This window comes from Bifidobacterium scardovii JCM 12489 = DSM 13734 (genome assembly GCF_001042635.1).
Taxonomy (GTDB): domain Bacteria; phylum Actinomycetota; class Actinomycetes; order Actinomycetales; family Bifidobacteriaceae; genus Bifidobacterium; species Bifidobacterium scardovii.
On record NZ_AP012331.1, the window covers coordinates 3006365 to 3024752 of the forward strand.

The 18388-nt window shown below is 57.8% G+C and carries 14 protein-coding genes; 2 read left to right on the plus strand and 12 right to left on the minus strand.

Going from position 1 to position 18388, the window contains the following annotated elements:
• Positions 1–11: 11 nt before the first annotated feature.
• Both BBSC_RS12105 and BBSC_RS12110 read right to left on the minus strand, forming a co-directional pair.
• Complete coding sequence (locus BBSC_RS12105; protein WP_033519109.1) at positions 12–1316, minus strand: ABC transporter substrate-binding protein; 1305 nt, start codon at positions 1314–1316, stop codon at positions 12–14.
• A gap of 198 nt (positions 1317–1514) precedes the next feature.
• A complete protein-coding gene (locus BBSC_RS12110) occupies positions 1515–2534 on the minus strand; it encodes a LacI family DNA-binding transcriptional regulator (RefSeq protein ID WP_033519108.1) in 1020 nt (339 codons plus the stop codon).
• Positions 2535–2778: 244 nt separating this feature from the next.
• On the opposite strand from BBSC_RS12110, the gene BBSC_RS12115 reads away from it, so the two are divergent.
• A complete protein-coding gene (locus tag BBSC_RS12115; RefSeq protein WP_033519107.1) occupies positions 2779–3867 on the plus strand; it encodes a GntR family transcriptional regulator in 1089 nt (362 codons plus the stop codon).
• A gap of 46 nt (positions 3868–3913) precedes the next feature.
• On the opposite strand, the gene BBSC_RS13515 is transcribed toward BBSC_RS12115, so the two are convergent.
• The 10 genes from BBSC_RS13515 to phoA form a co-directional block, all read right to left on the minus strand.
• Positions 3914–5005: a glycoside hydrolase family 76 protein gene (locus BBSC_RS13515; RefSeq protein ID WP_081893127.1), complete on the minus strand. Its 1092-nt coding sequence runs from the start codon at positions 5003–5005 to the stop codon at positions 3914–3916.
• Entirely contained in the window at positions 5005–6273 is a 1269-nt protein-coding gene (locus tag BBSC_RS12120; protein WP_033519106.1) for an ABC transporter substrate-binding protein, read from the minus strand. The genes BBSC_RS13515 and BBSC_RS12120 overlap by 1 nt, the downstream gene beginning before the upstream one ends.
• Positions 6274–6442: 169 nt before the next feature.
• Positions 6443–7339: a carbohydrate ABC transporter permease gene (locus BBSC_RS12125; RefSeq protein ID WP_231648985.1), complete on the minus strand. Its 897-nt coding sequence runs from the start codon at positions 7337–7339 to the stop codon at positions 6443–6445.
• The gene (locus BBSC_RS12130; protein WP_197074428.1) at positions 7336–8292 is read right to left on the minus strand and encodes a carbohydrate ABC transporter permease; all 957 of its coding nucleotides are present in this window, start codon (positions 8290–8292) and stop codon (positions 7336–7338) included. Before BBSC_RS12130 ends, BBSC_RS12125 begins: the two co-directional genes overlap by 4 nt.
• A gap of 329 nt (positions 8293–8621) precedes the next feature.
• Complete coding sequence (locus BBSC_RS12135) at positions 8622–9305, minus strand: HAD family hydrolase (protein WP_046726039.1); 684 nt, start codon at positions 9303–9305, stop codon at positions 8622–8624.
• A 236-nt stretch (positions 9306–9541) separates the two neighbouring features.
• Positions 9542–10096 carry a heat shock protein transcriptional repressor HspR gene (locus BBSC_RS12140; RefSeq protein ID WP_046726040.1) on the minus strand — a complete coding sequence of 185 codons (555 nt, stop codon included), beginning with the start codon at positions 10094–10096 and terminating at the stop codon, positions 9542–9544.
• A 170-nt stretch (positions 10097–10266) separates the two neighbouring features.
• The gene (locus tag BBSC_RS12145; RefSeq protein WP_033519103.1) at positions 10267–11298 is read right to left on the minus strand and encodes a DnaJ C-terminal domain-containing protein; all 1032 of its coding nucleotides are present in this window, start codon (positions 11296–11298) and stop codon (positions 10267–10269) included.
• 84 nt (positions 11299–11382) lie between these two features.
• Positions 11383–12066: a nucleotide exchange factor GrpE gene (gene grpE / locus BBSC_RS12150; protein ID WP_033519102.1), complete on the minus strand. Its 684-nt coding sequence runs from the start codon at positions 12064–12066 to the stop codon at positions 11383–11385.
• A gap of 2 nt (positions 12067–12068) precedes the next feature.
• Positions 12069–13952: a molecular chaperone DnaK gene (gene dnaK, locus BBSC_RS12155; RefSeq protein WP_033519101.1), complete on the minus strand. Its 1884-nt coding sequence runs from the start codon at positions 13950–13952 to the stop codon at positions 12069–12071.
• Positions 13953–14304: 352 nt separating this feature from the next.
• Positions 14305–16443: an alkaline phosphatase gene (phoA, locus tag BBSC_RS12160; RefSeq protein WP_046726041.1), complete on the minus strand. Its 2139-nt coding sequence runs from the start codon at positions 16441–16443 to the stop codon at positions 14305–14307.
• A 635-nt stretch (positions 16444–17078) separates the two neighbouring features.
• On the opposite strand from phoA, the gene BBSC_RS12165 reads away from it, so the two are divergent.
• Entirely contained in the window at positions 17079–18089 is a 1011-nt protein-coding gene (locus BBSC_RS12165; RefSeq protein WP_033519099.1) for a LacI family DNA-binding transcriptional regulator, read from the plus strand.
• The last annotated feature ends 299 nt before the right edge of the window (positions 18090–18388 follow it).

Below are 18388 nucleotides of genomic sequence, written 5' to 3' on the forward strand. Positions count from 1 at the left end.
ACGGCAGACGATCACTTCGCCGTGATGCCGGAGGCTTCAAGACCCTTGTCGTAGTTCTCTTTCATTTGGCCAAGGACTTTCTTCACGTCCGCAGTACCATTGATGAGCTCCTGAAGCGAGGCATTGATCTCATCGTAGAAGGTAGAGGTAGGCCAGTCCGGATAGAAGCCGAGTTGGTTCTCCTTCACCGCCTCGTCGAATTGGGCAACGAACTGCTTCGTCTCTTCATCCTTGATGGAATTCGTATCGGCATGAATCGCCAGCCCGCCTTGCTCCGCCATGTAGCTCTGCACCTCATCACTCAACGTGATATTGATGAACTTGGCAGCGAGATCCTTTTTGGCGGATTTTTCCGGGATCACCCAAATGTTTCCCGACGAACCGACAATTTTCTTGGTATCGGGGAACTTGGCATAGGCGACGTGCAAGCCGGCGGCCTCTCCCTTGAACCGAGCGTGCCACCATGTTCCGGAGAAGAAGATCGGATTGACCCCGGTCATGAAGTTCTGACCAGCATCTTCAGCCTTAAGATTGGTGGAATCCTTGGAGATATAACCCTTGTCGACCCATTCCTTGATTTTCTCGGTGGCATAGGTCACTGGCTCGGAGTTCCAATCGACCTTGCCGTCATACATCTCATAAGCCTTGATGAACTTGTCATCCGCTTTGGACAGCACAAGCTGCCACCACAGATGCTGAGTCGGATATTCGGCGGAACCCGCGGAAAATGCCGTAACACCATTTTCCTTGAACTTGGCCATTGCATTCTCAAGCTCATCGAAAGTGGTTGGAATGGCAATGCCGTATTTCTTGAACATATCTTCATTGAAATACAGCAGGCAATCCTCTCCGTAGTTGGTGATGCCGTACCAGTCGCCGGACCCCATCACTCCCCGCTCATCGTATTTTCCAGTGTCCGCGAGCGAGCCGGTCACGATCTTGTCCCAACCGTACTTGGACACGTAATCATTGAGATTGGTCAACAGCCCCTGGCTGGCGAGCAACCCGGCAGTGGCGTTGCCCTTGTTATACTCCATGACATCAGGAGCGTCGTCCGAGTTGAGAATCTGCGAGGCATTCTGCCGGATCTGTTCAAAAGCCTTCTTCTCGAAATCGACTTTGACGCCGGTCTCCTTTTCAAAAATCGAAATGGCTTTGTCCCACGCCTTTGCCTGAGCAGTGGTCGCTTCCTCATAATGCCATATCTTGATGGAGGTGGGATGCTCCTCCTGAGCAGTGCCGCCGCCACACCCGGCCATGCCGATCATAGCCGCCGCGGCAAGGCCGACAGAAATAACCCTACGCGTTGACTTCATCTTTCCCTCCTTGTCAGCACCATTACTGATTTCGACAATCTTCGAAACGATTAGAAGATCGTATCTATGAAGATAAAAGAGAAGTCGTCTATTCACAAATTATTTCGATTGTTTTTTCGACAGTTTCTTTCGACAATTCGACGCCTACACAGGAGCCTCACACCCAATCCGCTGAAGACTCGGCGCGCACTATTACCGCTACCGCTCACGCCGCCGCGACATCGTTCCATACGCCTTATAACTGGAAGGCATCATCTCCACATTCCCGACGTCATTGCGCTGACCGCTCAGCACTTCCATCATGACATCCACCGCACGAACGCACACCGAGGGTGGATCCATCGGCAACTCATCGACACGGCATTGGGCCTGCAACAACCCGTACGTGCACGCGGCCATCACCGATATGTCCGAAGGAACCTCGAATCCACGCTGTTTCAACGCATCGATCAAATTCGCTATATGCGGAGCATTCGTCTGACAAAAAATAGCCGTGATGTCGGGATCCTCATGAAACGCCTCGTCAAGCAGCAGATTGACATCCGCCGCGGAGAACCCTGTAGACGGCTTGAAATGCATCACCATCCCGCAATCCCCACCACGCTTCATGGCCGCATCCCGGAAACGAATAAGGTAGTTGGAGCCATCCTCGTACGCAAAAGAGATATTTCCGATGATCAGCACATGCCGATGCCCCAGGGCATGCGCCTTATCAACAGCCTCGCGCCCCATGCGCTCAAAATCCAGATCCACCGAGTACACCCCATCCGAATTACTCGGATATCCGACTGCGACCACAGGAACATCAAGCGTTTTAGCCACTTCCGCGCGCGCATCCATCATCAGCACATCCAGCAATAAAATCCCATCAACCATGCCACCCGAGGCAACGCGCCTCAATTCTTGATCGCCATATTCATGCATCAACAGCAGAATGTCGTAGCCATACCGTTTCGCACGCATCGCCAACGCAAAGAAAAATACCGCATAATTCGAATAATCCGTATAGTTGTGAAGAGGCGAACTGAGCGCAAGTACCTTTGTCGGTTTCCCCCGCAGCGTACGAGCCTGCGCATTCGGCGTATACCCGACTTCCTGCGCGGCCTTAAGGACCCTGCGCTTCGTCTCCTCCCCAATGGACCGCTTGCCGCTCATCACATAGGACACCGTGCTGATCGACACCCCGGCGCGCGCCGCCACATCCTTGATACCCGCCATCACAACCTCCTTATCGAAACGTTTCTCTTAATTGTAGGGGATCAACGGAAAAACCATGCACAGGCTGCAAAACATGCAATTGCCGATAGAGAGGGGGTTGACACAACCCCCTCGAAACAACTCCTTGTCTTTGTGATTGTCACCACTTGGCAACGGCACCATGCCAGAAACTGTCAACCGACCATAGTTTTTATAGGTATATTATGAATATACCTATAAATTTTAGTATGAAGATTGGCGCACCATGCTATACCAAGCCGTTTATGACAAGCTCCTTGCCCTAATTCAAGACGGCACATACCCAGAGGGGGCCCGTCTGCCCTCCGTGGACGAACTATGTCAATTATATGATGTCAGTGCCATAACTATTCGCCGCGCCATGAACATGCTCAAGGAGGAAGGATACGTCGCACGGCAACCCCGCATCGGCACCACAGTCCTACGACGCACACCAGCACAATCGAATTATGTTGAACGACTACCGCTAATCGGCATGATTGTGACCAACTTTGACGACACATTTGGCACGCGCATCATCAAAGGCGCGCTCAATACCACCGTTGACCGCGCACTTCTCGCATTGCAGCAGACTCACGGAAGCATCGAGTTGGAAAAAAGCCTCATTGATGCGACGGTGAAAGCCGGAGCCAAAGGCTTAATACTATTGCCCAGCAACTCCGACTTCATTCCTCAACCGATTCTCGACCTTATGTCGAAACATTTTCCCATCACGATTCTGGACAGGAAGTTCGAAGGAATTCCAGTAGCTACAGTCACTAGCGACAACAGCGGAGGCGCGATGAACGCAACCGAATACCTGTTTTCCCTCGGACACCGGCATATTGCTCTGATACGTTCGGACTGCCATGTTACTTCCAATGATGAACGTCAGCGAGGCTGGCAATCCGCCCACGCCCATGCCAATATCGCGTTAGACGATTCACTTGTGTTCCACGATGTCCGATCGACGCTGCCCGATGCCACTGAGCCACAGGAACGCGATATCGAACGCATCATGAATTTTGCGCAAACGCATCCAGAAGTCAGCGCATACCTAGCTTGTGAATATAACATAGCGTTGATGCTGCGCACGGCACTGGAGCGTATCGGAAAACGTGTCCCCGCCGACGCATCAATCATTTGCTTCGATCACCCTGACGCCACATTCGATACTAGCCTGTTCCGCTTTACCAACGTCGCCCAAGACCAACAAACACTTGGACAAAGCGCCGTCATCTCAGTTCTTCATCAGATCAATAACGACAGCCATGCCGAAAAAACCGTAGTTCCGACAACACTGGTGCTGGGACAATCGACTGCCCGAACGAATTAGAGAAGACTTTCATTGCGTCCGAGCAGTCTTTTGATAGGTTCACCGGTCAGACACCGAGACCAGCTCGCAACTCCGCCGCCATAACTGCGCTCAACATAGTGGAATAATGAACGCGTCCACTCGCCGGCGCTGACCAGTTATTGCCAACCAACACAGCGCCGGATGGCATAGTGGATGCATTTCGCCACATTTCATCGGTACTACGCTGAATGAAATCAACAATTCGAGCACGTCCGTCAATCAACGACGGCGCAGGCTGAACAAGTGTATCAACCGATTCAATCAGCAGGCCAACGTAGCGATAATACACACCCTTAAATAGCCCTTCATCACCTCCCTCGCCTTCATCACGGAAGACGGTTCCGTTCGACAAAGATGCAATCGCAACTAACGCAGTGCGCATTGCCTCATTAAGCAATGAAAGCTCATCACCGTTGGTTGCAGTATATAATTCAACAGCAGCTCCAATATAGAGGCCTTGATTATAGGTAAACCTCCACTGCGAATCAACCTTCCCATCGCCCAGCCGATTAATCCCATCTTCGATGAATCCGTCATCTGTGCGTAATGTACGCTCGATCCAGCGGAATGCAGTCCAGGCACGCTCAAGATAACTCGATTCACCAGTAATGCGGTACAAACGGGCCCCAAGAATGGCGAGGGGCCCATTGGCAGGCGTGTTCTTGTAATACAGCTGCTGCTTACGCCATGCTAGGCTTTCACCCATGTCATCATTCCAACCATGCTCAATGACATGGTTCCAGATATCAATTGACGAACTTAGGTATTTCTGTTCTCCACAGGCCTCCCACATACGTAGCGTAGCCAAGGCGAACCACAACATGTCATCAAAATAGTCGTTGAACAGCGAATCGCCATTGCGATCAAGAATATTGCGCCATGTCTCTTTCGCCTGATTCAGTCTCATCGCGTCTCCGCAACGGCCGTAAGCATCCACTCGGCAATCGATAAGATGAGCCAGCCACCAGTAATTGAAAGTCTTATCATCATCCGCACATTTGAATGGATAGACATTATGCAGATATTGCGGCCACGGTGCACCGTAGAGCAAGCCAACGCTGTTCTGCAGCAGATCGGCATGCATCGGCCAGATTCCAGCGACACTTGTCTCATTCATCAGGCGCCCGCCTTTGCCAACAGCTGATCACCCTGCGTCTGAGCCTCCTTAAACGCCTCCCCAGCAGTCAGCTCATTAGACATGAACTTCTGTAAAGCTGGTGTGAGAGCCTTGCCCTCAACATCTGAATAACCAGAAACAAGCGGTCTGGTACGCGCATAGTCAAGCGTTTTTACAAACGCCGCATACTTGTCATTCTTGGTGAAATACTCATTATTAGAAGCTTCGCGATTCGCTGGGAACCAGCCGGAGATCTTCGCAAATTTCACACCGTTTTCTACGCTAGTAGACCACCATTTCATGAATTCCCATGCACCTTCAGACTGCTTTGCACCAGTCGGAATAACCAAGCCGAATCCTCCCATAATCGAGCTTTTATCTCCACCAGGGCCGGCCGGAGGTTCGGCAATAGCGTAGTTCAGCCCCTCGGCTTTATCAAGCGTCGGGATATCCCATGGCCCCGTCAGTTTCATTGCGGCATCACCTGCTGCGAATACATCATTGGTATCGGCAAATCCGTTGACGTATACCCCTGCGTCAAGCATACTTTTCCAAAAATTCAAAACCTCAAGACCAGAACTGCTATTGTATGCAGTTTTCTTACCATCCGCGCTCAGCAGCTCGCCTCCAGCCTGCCACAGCCACATATTGAATAGACCCGGATCATTAAGCAGAAATCCAGCCCGCGAAAGCTTGCCCGAATCATCTTTTATTGTCAGCTTCTTAGCAACTTCAAGCAGCTCATCCCAAGTAGTTGGAGGAGTGGCGCCTGCCTGATTAAACAAATCCGCGTTGTAAGCCAACGAACGCACATCTACAAGCAGAGGAAGACCATACAACTTGCCGCCCGACTCCATCTCGGCGATCGCCTGAGGATAGAACGCATCCAGATCAATAGCGTCCTTTTTAACAAACTCATCGATCGCCTGCACCGCCCCTTTGGGCGCATATAGCGCAGTTTGATATCGATCCCACATCACCAGATCAGGCACCTGCCCACTCGCAATAGCAGTAAGCAGCTTTTGCTCCACCTGTTCCTGTGCAACGTAGGAAACCTCATATTTCGACTGCGATTTATTGAAGGCTGCCGTCATTTGATTGATCTGGTCAACCTGATCGCCAGACCATGATCCCCACATAGTTACGATCTGCTTACCGCCAGATCCCGTACTCTGATTCGCCGGAGATGACCCACAGCCCGCAAAAAGGAGAGACCCCGCCAAAGCCAATGACGCAACTTGAATGAAACGCGACTGTCTTCCTGTCATAATGTGTATTCCTTTCTATTGTGATGACCCGGCACGTCTTTGTGACGAACGGTGTCAAAAATTTGTTTATTAGCCCCAATTGATAAACTACAAATATCTGACACCGATAAACCCGATGTCAGCAGTTATTTTTTCGTTACCGCCCTCATGCCATGCACGAGTCACGGATCTATTTGCCTCCCGTATGCGCAATCCCCTCGACGATCCACCGCTGCGAAAAAAGGAACAACAGCAAAACCGGGAGCATGGTCACCACTGTGCCAGCCATCAGAGGGCCATAATCAGTGCTGTAATTATTGGTAAAACCCGCTAGCCCAACTTGAACAGTCATCATCTTCGGATCGTTAAGCACAATCAGCGGCCATAGAAAGTTGTTCCAACCCGACTGGAACGTAAGTAATCCAAGGACAGCTAAACCCGATTTAGCCAATGGTAAGTAGATTCTGAGAAATATTTGAAGCTCTCCCGCCCCATCGACACGCGCCGCTTCACCTAGCTCATCAGGTATCGACTCAAAAAATTGCTTCATAAAAAAGACCGCGAATGCGCCAGCCGCACCGGGCAGTATTACAGCCCAGTACGTATTGATAAGGCCCATGCCCCCATGTCCGCTGATGTCGTTGCCACCAATCAACGGTATTTGGCGCAATACCAAGAAAGTAGGGATCATAGTGACGATACTCGGAATCATCATCGATGCAAGATACACTAGAAACACGGCACGACGACCGCGGAATTCAAGTTTAGCAAGCGCATACCCCGCCATTGATCCAAGAAACAGGTTGCATACCACACCACCAACCGCAACGATCAATGTATTCACGAAATAGCGAGCGAACGGCACCGTGGTAAATACCTGGATATAGTTATCAAGAGTTGGCGACCGTGGAATAAACGACAGCGCATCACGCAGAATCTCTCCAGCAGGTTTGAACGATGTGGCCAGAGTCCACAACAACGGAGCAACAGTCACAACGCTGATAACACACACTGCAATCCACCACACAAACGAACCGATCATGCGACGAGTTACCATCGTACTCATGGAGTGACAATGTCTGGTCACGATTCCTCCTTGTTGGTGATACGCATATTGATAAGCGAAAACACAAAAATTATTGCGAACAATACAAAAGACAGAGCCGACGCATATCCCATCCGCAATGCTCCGAAGCCACGGTCGTAGATGTAGTAGACGACAGTAACAGTGGAATTACCCGGGCCACCTTTAGTGAGAATGTAGGCCTGATCAAACACTTGGAACGCACTGATGATCAGTTGCGTGGTAACAAGAAACAAAGTAGGGCGAATACTGGGCAAGACAACGTGCCAAAACACTTGGAATGCGTTTGCGCCGTCCAAGCGAGCTGCTTCGCGCAAGTTATTAGGCACACCTTGTAATCCGCCAAGAAAAATGATCATGTTAGTGCCAAAGCCAGCCCACACATTCATGATCACGATTGCAATCATCGCCCAGTGCGAGTCATATAGCCAAGCCGGCCCCTGAATACCGAACCAACCGAGCGCAGCATTGAGCAAACCTTTCTGAGGATTAAGCACCCAATACCAGATCGTTGCAGTCGCCACCGTAGAGGAGACGACCGGCACATAAAAGAGCGTACGAAACAATTTAGCAATACGCACATTCCGATTAAGCAGAAGAGCAGCGCCCAAAGCCACGATCAGGCCAAGCGGCACGAACAACAGCGTATAAAATACCGTATTCCTGATGGCAGTCCAAAAAAAAGGGTCCCGCACGATTTCAGCATAATTGGATAATCCAATCCATCGTGGAGATTGGACAATCGAGTAGTCAGTCAAACTCACGACCGCAGCAACCATAAACGGCACTACTGTGAACAACACGAACAACACACCAGGAATAAAAAGAAACAGCCAAGCAGCCCGCCTTTGATGTCTCGACAACGCGCCATCACGATCTTTAGCGACCACCAATAGTTTTCGATGATTCTGGTTCCGCCGCTGTCTATCCGGCATACCATCTTCGACGACTCCCACGATGCCTCCTTGTCACCTCATTGTGAATTTAATTATATTATTAAAATGATTATATATCAAATATATATAATATGTATACTTAATTACGGCGTGTCGCACGGCATCTTCATGACACATTTTTTATCTAAAACACATCGTCATCAAGATGCCCACAAACAACTCGACAATACATAAACCCAAGCACGCGGACAAAATGCGGGCCCATCGATGTATAATCTCAGCCCAGCCATCGGCAAAAAGACTGCTCTGACATAAAAAAACAAAGGGCCGCCACATTACATGCAGCAACCCTTTGGATTCAATCTCTATACAGCGCCTCAGCCGCTCGCTTATTCGGCAACGCCGCCCACGCGCCGGCGCACGAACGCGTCAAGCGTCGCGGCGGTCACGCCGTCATAGGAATCGATCGACGCGAACTGCGGGCCGTTCGAGGTGTCGGTCTGGATGTAGCCGGTCTGCGCGATCGTGGTGGCGCCGGACGCGGCAGCGGAGGTCAGGCCGCTCATCGAATCCTCAAGCGCCACGCAATAGGCCATGTCTTCGGGAGCGACGCCGATCAGCTTCGCCGCAGCCAGATACGGAGCCGGCGAGGGCTTCTTCTCCACATCGTCGTCACCGCAGACGAATCCGGCGAAAGCGCCCTCCGGAGCCTGATCCACCAATCCCTGCGCCAGATGGCGCGGCGACGTGGTGACCAGCACCGAGGGAACGCCCGCCTCCACCAGTGAGCGCAGCACGTCGGTCACGCCGGCGATCCACGGCATATGCGCGGCTTCGGCGCGCGCCACGTAGTCGATCATGCCCTTGCCGATCTCATCGACCGACAGCTGGCAACCGTGATCCACCATGCGCTGGGCCACCTGCGGCACGGGGGTGCCGGAGCCGGCCCATGCGAGATCCTGATCCCAGTATCCGCCGTGAGCGGCGGCGATCTCCATCTCGCCGGCATGCCAGTAGGGCTCCGAGTCGATCAGCGTACCGTCCATATCCCAGAACACGACTTTGAGCATCATGCGGGCACCTTTCTCATTCGCGCTCATTCGCAATGGTTCGCAATGGTTCGCAATGGTCGCAATGATTCGCACTGCTTACCGGAATTGCGCTGGCTCTATCTCATCAAACCTCACGGACGAACGGCACAGGCGGACGGTGCGAGCAAGCCCCACGGACGAGCCATCCGGGCACAGGCAAGCGCCGCAACCCCGCGATCCGCCTCAACCGCCCGCACACCCGGCCGCTCAGTCTTCGGTCACTCGTCGACCACCACGAGATCCGTGTCCATATCGCCGAGATCGTCGCGAGACGCGGTGATCTGCAACGGCTTGTTGCTGCCCCGGCGCCACACGCGGTAGAACCGCGAACGTGCCTGACGCACCTCGACCACTTCGCCGTCGATGCCGGCCTCGAACACGCTGTTGCCTTCGAGGCGCCGGCGCAGGTGCCTGTTCTGCCGCCGCAGCTGCCGGTTCTCCTCCTGCAGGGAGAGAATGCGCGTGACGCCGGCCAGATTGATGCCCTCATCCTGGCTCAGCCGCTGCGCCTGCGTCAGCCGATCGATATCGCGCAGCGTGTATCGACGTGCCCCTCCTTCGGTGCGCCTCGGCACGACCAGCCCAAGACGGTCGTACTGGCGGAGCGTCTGCGGGTGGATTCCCGCCAACTGCGCCGCCTGGCCGACCGTGAACACCGACATCTCCACATTGAGACCCAGCGCATCGACGGCATCGAGATCGGCCTGACCGGAGACAAGCGCGGCGGCACATGCCGTGTATGCCCGTCTGATCTCCTGTGCAATCCTCGCCATAGCGCTCATCCCCTTTCATAAGCATGCATGTCATTAATGATTAATGAGGGCGGATGGGATCGCATATCCCGTATGCGACCCCATCCGCCCATATTCCATGGTTCCCGGATTGCCCCGGGAACCATGCGGGGCATCGCCCCGTAGCCGTAGCGTCAGCCAGCCGTGGCGTCTCAGCCGCGTTCGCCGGCGATCGCGTCGGCGAAATCACCGGAGGCCTTGTCGAACTCCTTGGCGGCGTGCTTGAGCGCCAGCCCCGGCTTGGCCGGGATGCGGATCTGCACGCGGCCGACCAGGTCGCCCGTCGAGTTGCCCACATGCACGCCCTTGCCGGACACATGGACCTCGGCGCCGCTGGACGAGCCGGCAGGAACCTTGAAGGTGACGGTCTCGCCGTCAATGTCCTTCACCTCGACCTTCGCGCCGGACACGGCTTCATCCACGGTCACCGGCAGGTCCATGACCAGATCGTGCCCGCGCATGGCAAACTTCGGGTCCTCGGCCACGTTCACCGTCAGATACAGGTCGCCGGCCTTGCCACCGTTGCGGCCGGGCTTGCCCTTGCCGCCCAAGCGGATCTTCTGCCCTTCCTTGACTCCGGCGGGGATGTGGGTCTTGAACTTCTTGCCGCCCATGCTCAGGGACACGGTGGCGCCCTTGACCGCCTGACGGAACGTCAGATTGATCTTCGAGTTGCGGTCCTCGCCGTCTTCGGGCTTCGGCGCGGCCTGGTATTCGGAATACGGATCACCCCCGGCGTATCCGCCATATCCGCCGCCCTGCGTGCCGGCGCCGCCGCCGAACATCGAGAACAGATCGTTGAGATTCGGCTGGCCGCCGCCCGAGGTGCTGAACCGGATACGGGACCCGCCAGCGCCGCTGCCGCCGCCGAACATCGAGCCGAAAACGTCGGAGAAACCGGACGCGTCGAACCCGCCTGTACCGGACCCGCCGGCGAAGCGGGCGCCGCCCATGCCGAACTGGCGGATCGCGTCGTACTTCTGGCGCGTTTCCTTGTTGTTGAGCACGTCGTACGCCTCGGAGATGTCCTTGAACTTCTCCTCGGCCTCCTTGGTCTGGTTCAGATCGGGATGGTACTTGCGGGCCAGCTTGCGGTACGCCTTGGTGATTTCGGAGTCCGAGGCGTCTTTGGAGACACCGAGGACTTTGTAGAAGTCTTTGCTCAGCCATTCATTTTCAGCCATGAGTATCTCCTTTCAGTCATAAAGTGCATAAAGCCTTGTTCGAGATTCCGGCTCCCCCTTGTGTGAGGGGGAGCCGGAATGCCATCAGTTCTTCGGGGAGGCGACGACCACGCGGGCGGCGCGGATCACCCGGTCGCCGATGCGGTATCCGGCCTCGACCACCGTATCGACGGTGTCCTTCTCGGCCGCATCGTCCGGCTTGTGCAGGATCGCCTCATGCTTGGTGGGGTCGAACTCCTCGCCCTTCTCGCCGAACTTCTCGACGCCGAACTTCTCGAACGCCTTGTCGATCTTCGTGGACACGGCCTTGAAGGAGTCGTCCATCTCGCTGTGCTCGCGGATGCGGTCGATATCGTCGAGCGCCGGCAGCAGCGCGGTCAGCACGTCGATGATGCCGTGCTGGCGGAAACGCTCCTGCTCCTTCTGCGCGCGGTTGCGGTAGTTGATGAACTCCGCGCGCTCGCGCTGCAGGGCGTCGAGATACTCGGCAGCTTCCTTCTTCGCCTTGCCCAGAGGGGTCAGGGTATCGTCGGAGGAATCGGAGGATGCGGGGGCATCGGAGTCAGAGGACTTGGCGTCCGCCGAATCCGCAGCGGGCGCAGCCGCGTCGGCCGTCTGCCCGGCTCCGGACCCGCCGTTCCCGGCAGTCCCCTGATCGGCGGAACCCGCGGCGGGGTCGGACCCGCCGGCAGGGCCGGCCTGCCCAGCGGACAGATCGTCCGCGTTGGGCAGGTCGTTCAGGTAATCATCCTTGTTGAAGTCGGACATGATTACTTGTTGTCCTTGTCGTCATCGTCCACGACCTCGGCGTCCACCACGTCGTCGTCGCCACCGTTGGAGGCGGTCCCCGACGCACCGGCGCCAGCGGCACCCGCGGCACCGGCCGCTTCAGCCGCGCCCTGCTGGGCGTACAGCGCCTCGCCGATCTTCTGCGCGGAGGTCATCAGCTCGCTCTGCGCGGTCTTGATCGCCTCGATATCCTCGCCCTTCAGGGCCTCCTTCAGAACGTTCACCTTGTCGGTGACCTCCTTGGCGACCTCGTCGGAGACCTTGTCCTTGTTGTCGTTGACCAGCTTCTCGGTCTGGTAGGCGAACGCCTCGGCCTGGTTGCGGGTCTCCGCGTCCTCCTTGCGCTTCTTGTCCTCGGCCTCGTGGGCTTCGGCCTCCTTGACCATGCGGTCGATCTCGTCCTTCGGCAGGCCCGAGCCGCCGGTGATCGTCATCGACTGCTCCTTGCCGGTGCCCTTGTCCTTGGCGGACACGTGCACGATGCCGTTGGCGTCGATGTCGAAGGTGACCTCGATCTGCGGGACGCCACGCGGAGCCGGCGCGATGCCGGTCAGCTCGAAGGTGCCCAGCGGCTTGTTGTCGCGGGCGAACTCGCGCTCGCCCTGATAGACCTGGATCAGCACGGACGGCTGGTTGTCCTCGGCGGTCGAGAAGACCTCGGAACGCTTGGTCGGAATCGCGGTGTTGCGGTCGATGAGCTTGGTCATGATGCCGCCCTTGGTCTCGATGCCCAGAGACAGCGGGGTCACGTCGATCAGCAGGACGTCCTTGCGGTCGCCCTTGATGACGCCGGACTGCACGGCGGCGCCGACGGCCACGACCTCGTCCGGGTTCACGGACTGGTTGGCTTCCTTACCGCCGGTCAGCTCCTTGACGAGCTCCTTGACGGCGGGCATACGGGTCGAGCCACCGACGAGCACGACGTGGTCGATGTCGCTCACGGAGATGCCGGCATCGCGCAGCACGTTGTTGAACGGCGTGCGGCAGCGGCCCAGCAGGTCCGAGGTCATCTCCTCGAAGTGCGCACGGGTCAGGGTCTCGTCGAGGTGCACCGGGGTGCCGTCGGGGGTCATGGCCAGGTACTGCATGTTGATGGAGGTCGAGGTGGACGAGGACAGTTCCTTCTTCGCCTGCTCGGCGGCTTCCTTCAGACGCTGCAACGCGATCTTGTCCTTGGACAGGTCGACGCCGTACTTGTTCTTGACTTCGCCGACGAGCCAGTCGATGACCTTCTGATCCCAGTCGTCGCCACCGAGGTGGTTGTCGCCGTTGGTGGCCTGCACCTGGATGGTGGAGAAGCCGTCATCGTCCTTGCCGATCTCCAGCAGCGACACATCGAAGGTGCCGCCACCCAGATCGAAGACCAGGATGCGCTCGTCTTCCTTGCCCTTCTCGAGGCCGTACGCCAGAGCGGCGGCGGTCGGCTCGTTGATGATGCGCAGGACGTTCAGACCGGCGATCTTGCCGGCGTCCTTGGTCGCCTGACGCTGGGCGTCGTTGAAGTACGCCGGGCAGGTGATGACCGCGTCGGTCACCGGCTCGCCGAGGTACGCCTCGGCGTCCCTCTTCAGCTTCATGAGGACCTGCGCGGAGATCTCCTGCGGGGTCCACTTCTTGCCGTCGATCTCGACGGTCCAGTCAGTGCCCATGTGGCGCTTGACGGAGCTGATCGTGCGATCGACGTTCGTCACGGCCTGACGCTTCGCGACCTCGCCGACCAGGATCTCGCCGGACTTGCTGAACGCCACCACCGACGGGGTGGTGCGCATGCCTTCGGCGTTGACGATGACGGTGGGCTCGCCGCCTTCCAGCGTTGCGATGCAGGAATTGGTGGTTCCCAGATCAATACCAACTGCACGTGCCATAATGTGTGCTCCTTACCTGAAGTATTCGTTTACGTTGCTCGCTCAAGTCTCGGAACACCCGGACATGCCGCCCGGATTCCTCGTCTCGAGGTTGCCCTCGTTTTGTCTTCCAAAACTTGAGCCTACACTACTCAACTTTCGAATGCAAACTTTTATTCCCGCTTCTTTGAAATTTTTTTGGGCAAGCCGGACACCCCTCTTCACGACGAACAGGGCCGCAGCCCTCTCCCGATAAACGGGAGGGAACTGCGGCCCTGATCCTTACTCGTACCGTGATGCGCCCAGTGGCACTCTCAGCGCAACGCGGTCACGGTTATCGGCGCACGCTCCTGCCGGAGCGCACGCGGGTCATTCAGCGGCGAGCCTTGGCGAACTTGATGCCCAGCGCGGCGCAGCCGAGGGCCACCGCCAGTAGAGCGACGGCGATCACCGCGGCGCCGGTCCTGCCCAGCGGAGCCGCCGGCTTCTGCACCTGGCCTTCGGCCACGGTGCCCGAAGCGGAATCCTTGCCCTGCTCGCCGTTCTGACCGGCGCCGGGCTTCTTGTCGACGGTGCCCGAGGCTGCCGGGAAATCGACCGACGCGGTCTTGCCGGACTGGCGGCCGGTGACGGTCAGCGTGTAGGAGGCCCCTTCAGCGGGCTGGAAGTCGCCGAACGAGATGCCGGTGGTCTCGCCGGTAGCGACCCTTACGCCGGAGACCGGGGTGTCGGAGTTGGACGCGGCGACGACCTTGCCGGACGCCTTGTCCTTGAGCTCGTAGGAGATCACCGCGTCGCCGTTGAAGCCGTTGAGCTCGGCGGAATACGTACCGTCATCGGCCTTCTTGACCGCGACCGTGCCGTCGTTGGACAGCGCCTTCTGCGCATCGGTGTCGGCCGCAAGCCCCAGCGCATACGCGATCGTGTAGAAGTTGTCGGTCTGGTCGGTCAGTCCGTCGACGCGGGACGCGCCCGGACCGGAGGCGGCGATGCGCAGCTGCGTGCCGGTGTGGCTCATGTTGCCCTGGGCCTTGCTCGCGTCCGCGGTGCCCTCGGTGTCGTTGCCGTCGGAGTACAGGTTGTCCTCGGACGTGCCGTAGGAGACGACCATGTTGCCGCCGTCCTTGGTCCTGAGCACGGTGCTCAGCGCGTAGGCCGGCTGGGACTCGACGATCTGGCTGGTGTGCGCGTGGTCGGCGGTCACGATGACCAGCGTGTCGCTCAGGTCGATCTTCTCCAGCGCGGCGGAGATGGCCTTGTCAAGGTCGTCGGTCTCGCCGATCTGGCCGCAGGCGTTGCCGTTGTGGTCCTGCTTGTCGATCGACGCGCCTTCGACTTGCAGGAAGAAGCCGTTCTGGCTCTTCGGATTGGCTTGCAGCAGGTCCAGCGCCTTCGAGGTCATGTCGGCCAGCGAGGCGGAGTTGCCGGAGGCGTTCTTGTTGCCCAGCCACTTCTCGTTGACGCTGCACTCGACCGGGTTCTCATCCTTGGCCGGGTCCTGCTTGGTGGCGACGGACGGGTTGTACTGCGTGGGCATGTTGCCGTCGCTCAGCAGGGCCAGCACCGGCTGTCCGTCCTTGTACTGCAGGCCCGAGAACGCGTCGACGTCGTTCTCCACGGTCTGGTAGCCACGCTCCTTGGCCTGATCCCACAGGGTCTTGCCGGCGTAGTCGCCGCCCTGGGCGGTCTGGCGGAAGTACTTGGAACCGCCGCCGATGGTCACGTCGGCGCGGGTGTCGAGCAGCTGCTCGGAGATGGAGCCGATGCCGCCGTTCTCCTTGAGCTGGCTGGCGAGGCAGTTCTTGGCCGCATTGCTGCTGGTGCCGTCGGTCTTGCCCTGCGGGCCGTAGCAGGAGCGCTCGGTGGAGTGCGATTCGAGCACGGCCGGCGTGGCGTCCTGAATTTCCGCGGTGGTCACGTTGCCGGTGGCGAGGCCTTTGGCCTTGGCCAGTTCGATCAGGTTGAGCTGCGGGTTGCCGTTGACGTCCACATCGACGGCGTTGTTGTAGGTCTTGGTGCCGGTGGCCCAGCCCGAACCGGATGCCGAGGAGTCGGTCACCGGGGTGATGGCGCCGGCGGTCTTGCCGCCGGCGAGGCTGCCGTAGGCGTTCTTCGCCATCAGGCTGTCGCCGCTGTTGGCGCCCAGCGAGAACGTGGTGTACTGGCCGGTGCCGGTCTCCACGGTGTTCAGGTTCGGCTGGCCGATCTTGTCAAGACCGTCGAACGATCCGTTGACGCCATGCAGATAGTCGCGGGCGACCGTGATCTCGGAGTCGCCCATGCCGTCTCCGATGAAAAGAATGACGTTCTTCGCCGTGGCGTTGCCATACACGCCCGCGATGCGCTGCGCACCGCCGTGCTGGGCCAGTTCGGCGACGCCCTTGCCGTCCTGGGCAAGAGCCATACCGGGGAACGCCGCCATCACGGCGAGCGCTGCAACCGCTGCGGAAGCGGCCTTCAACTGATGTTTCACTGTGTTTCCTTCCACTCCTGGAACAATCGTCGGGACCATCAGGCCCGGCCCGGATCCTCCGCGCGACTGCGGGGATCCCGATCGCCTTTACGGTATGGCCGCAAGGAGTCCTGCAGTGGTAGTTCAGCGGTCATGCAGCGTAATTTCAGATGAACAGCGGACGAATCGGGTTCTGGGGGCCGAGGAGGAGCGAGGACGAGAAACATCGCCGGGAAAGGCATCCCTGCTACGCCGTGGATTCCCAAGCGAGATGCATCCGCCGCTTCCTGGCGCGCGTCTCTCACTCAGAGCTACCTCAGCGAGCCGAACCATCCAGCTTGCGGCACCGGCCCCTCTCCACGCACCTCCAGCAAGCCAGGCAGTCCATCCGATGGCAACAATCTCCCGATAAGAACCCGTCAATAAGCTCAAATAGCCGGCCTGTGGCGGGAATCTCTCGCTGAACGGTCTCAGCGAGAGATTCCCACCACCATCCGGCAGCGGCAGCACGCCAAGATCCCCCGGAACAAGACGTATCCACCACCTAGCGGCGGCAATAGCATGCCAGCAGCACCAGAGTCGGATCAATCGAGAGCATGCCCCACCATGCCGCCCTGTGTCGCACCGCCCGAGACACACCCACGCGCGCCGATGCGAGACAATGGTGCTACCGAACAATGCGCGGGGAGTGTTTCATGGCAGCTTCGATCTACGACGTGGCATCCAAGGCCGGGGTGTCCATCTCCACGGTGTCGCGCGCCTTTACGCGCCCGGAACTCGTGAGCAGCAAGACCCTCGACAAGGTGCTCGCCGCCGCCAACGATCTCGACTATTCGATCACACGCGCCGCCACCACCATGAAGACCGGCCAATCGTTCCGCATCGCCCTGCTGCTGAGCGACGCCGCCTCGACATGGTTCAACTCGTCGCTGATCGATGGCATCGATGTGGTGCTGCATCCCGCAGGCTATGATTTTTCGATCTACCGCGTCACCAACATCGAGGAGCGCAGGGAATTCTTCAGCACGCTGCCGGTCAAGAAAAATGTCGACGCCGTCATCACGGCCTCGTTCGGGCTTGACGCCAAGGAGAGCGAACGATTGGCCTCGATCGGCGTACCCATCGTCGGCATCAATCCGACTTCATACGAGGGGCTGGACGCTTCGATCGGCGTCGACGACCGCCGCGCCGCCACCTTGGCCGCCGACCACCTTATCTCGCTGGGGCATCGGCGCATCACCTACGTGCGGACCAATCCGGTCTCGTCGCTGCACTACAGCGCATTGCAACGCGAGGAAGGATTCTCAGACGCCTGCGATTCCAGCGCCGACCCAATCAATCTGCGCATCGTGACGCTGAGCGACGGCTCCGATTGCATTGACCTGGCCCTCACGGAGATCCTCGACGGAAAGGCGCAGCCAACCGCCATCGCCTGCCAGGAGGACAACATCGCCATGCGGCTGCTGTTCCGCCTGCGCCGCTACGGACTCGATGTTCCCAAGGACATCTCACTGACCGGATTCGACGACAGCACATATGCCGCCGATGCCGGACTGACCACGATCCATCAGGATCCCACCGCGATGGGCTCCGCCGCCGCGCGCAAGACGCTGTCGCTGCTTGCCGGCAACACCCCGGCCCCGGAGCACGATATCGTTCCGGCGCATCTGGTAATGAGATCTTCCACCGCCGCCCCGCGCGCGTAGGGACCGGCGCGCCCGCGCGGACAGAGGACGAAGCTCACTCAATCCCTTTCGAGCCGTCAGGGCTATTCGCGGCACGTATGTTCCCAATTCACGAGTTGTCGGTGCGCGACGCAGTAGTGGAACCGGTTGTTTGCCGGCTTTTTTGACCAAAAAGCAGCTTTACGGGAACATCTATCGACCTTCCCGCACCGACAACTCGAGTGTTATGCACAAGAACGATTCACCCTGGACCCTCATCTGCCCAACAACAGTCGCTCAACACCCTCGCCTATCACTTCTTTTTGCATACGCTTTCATAT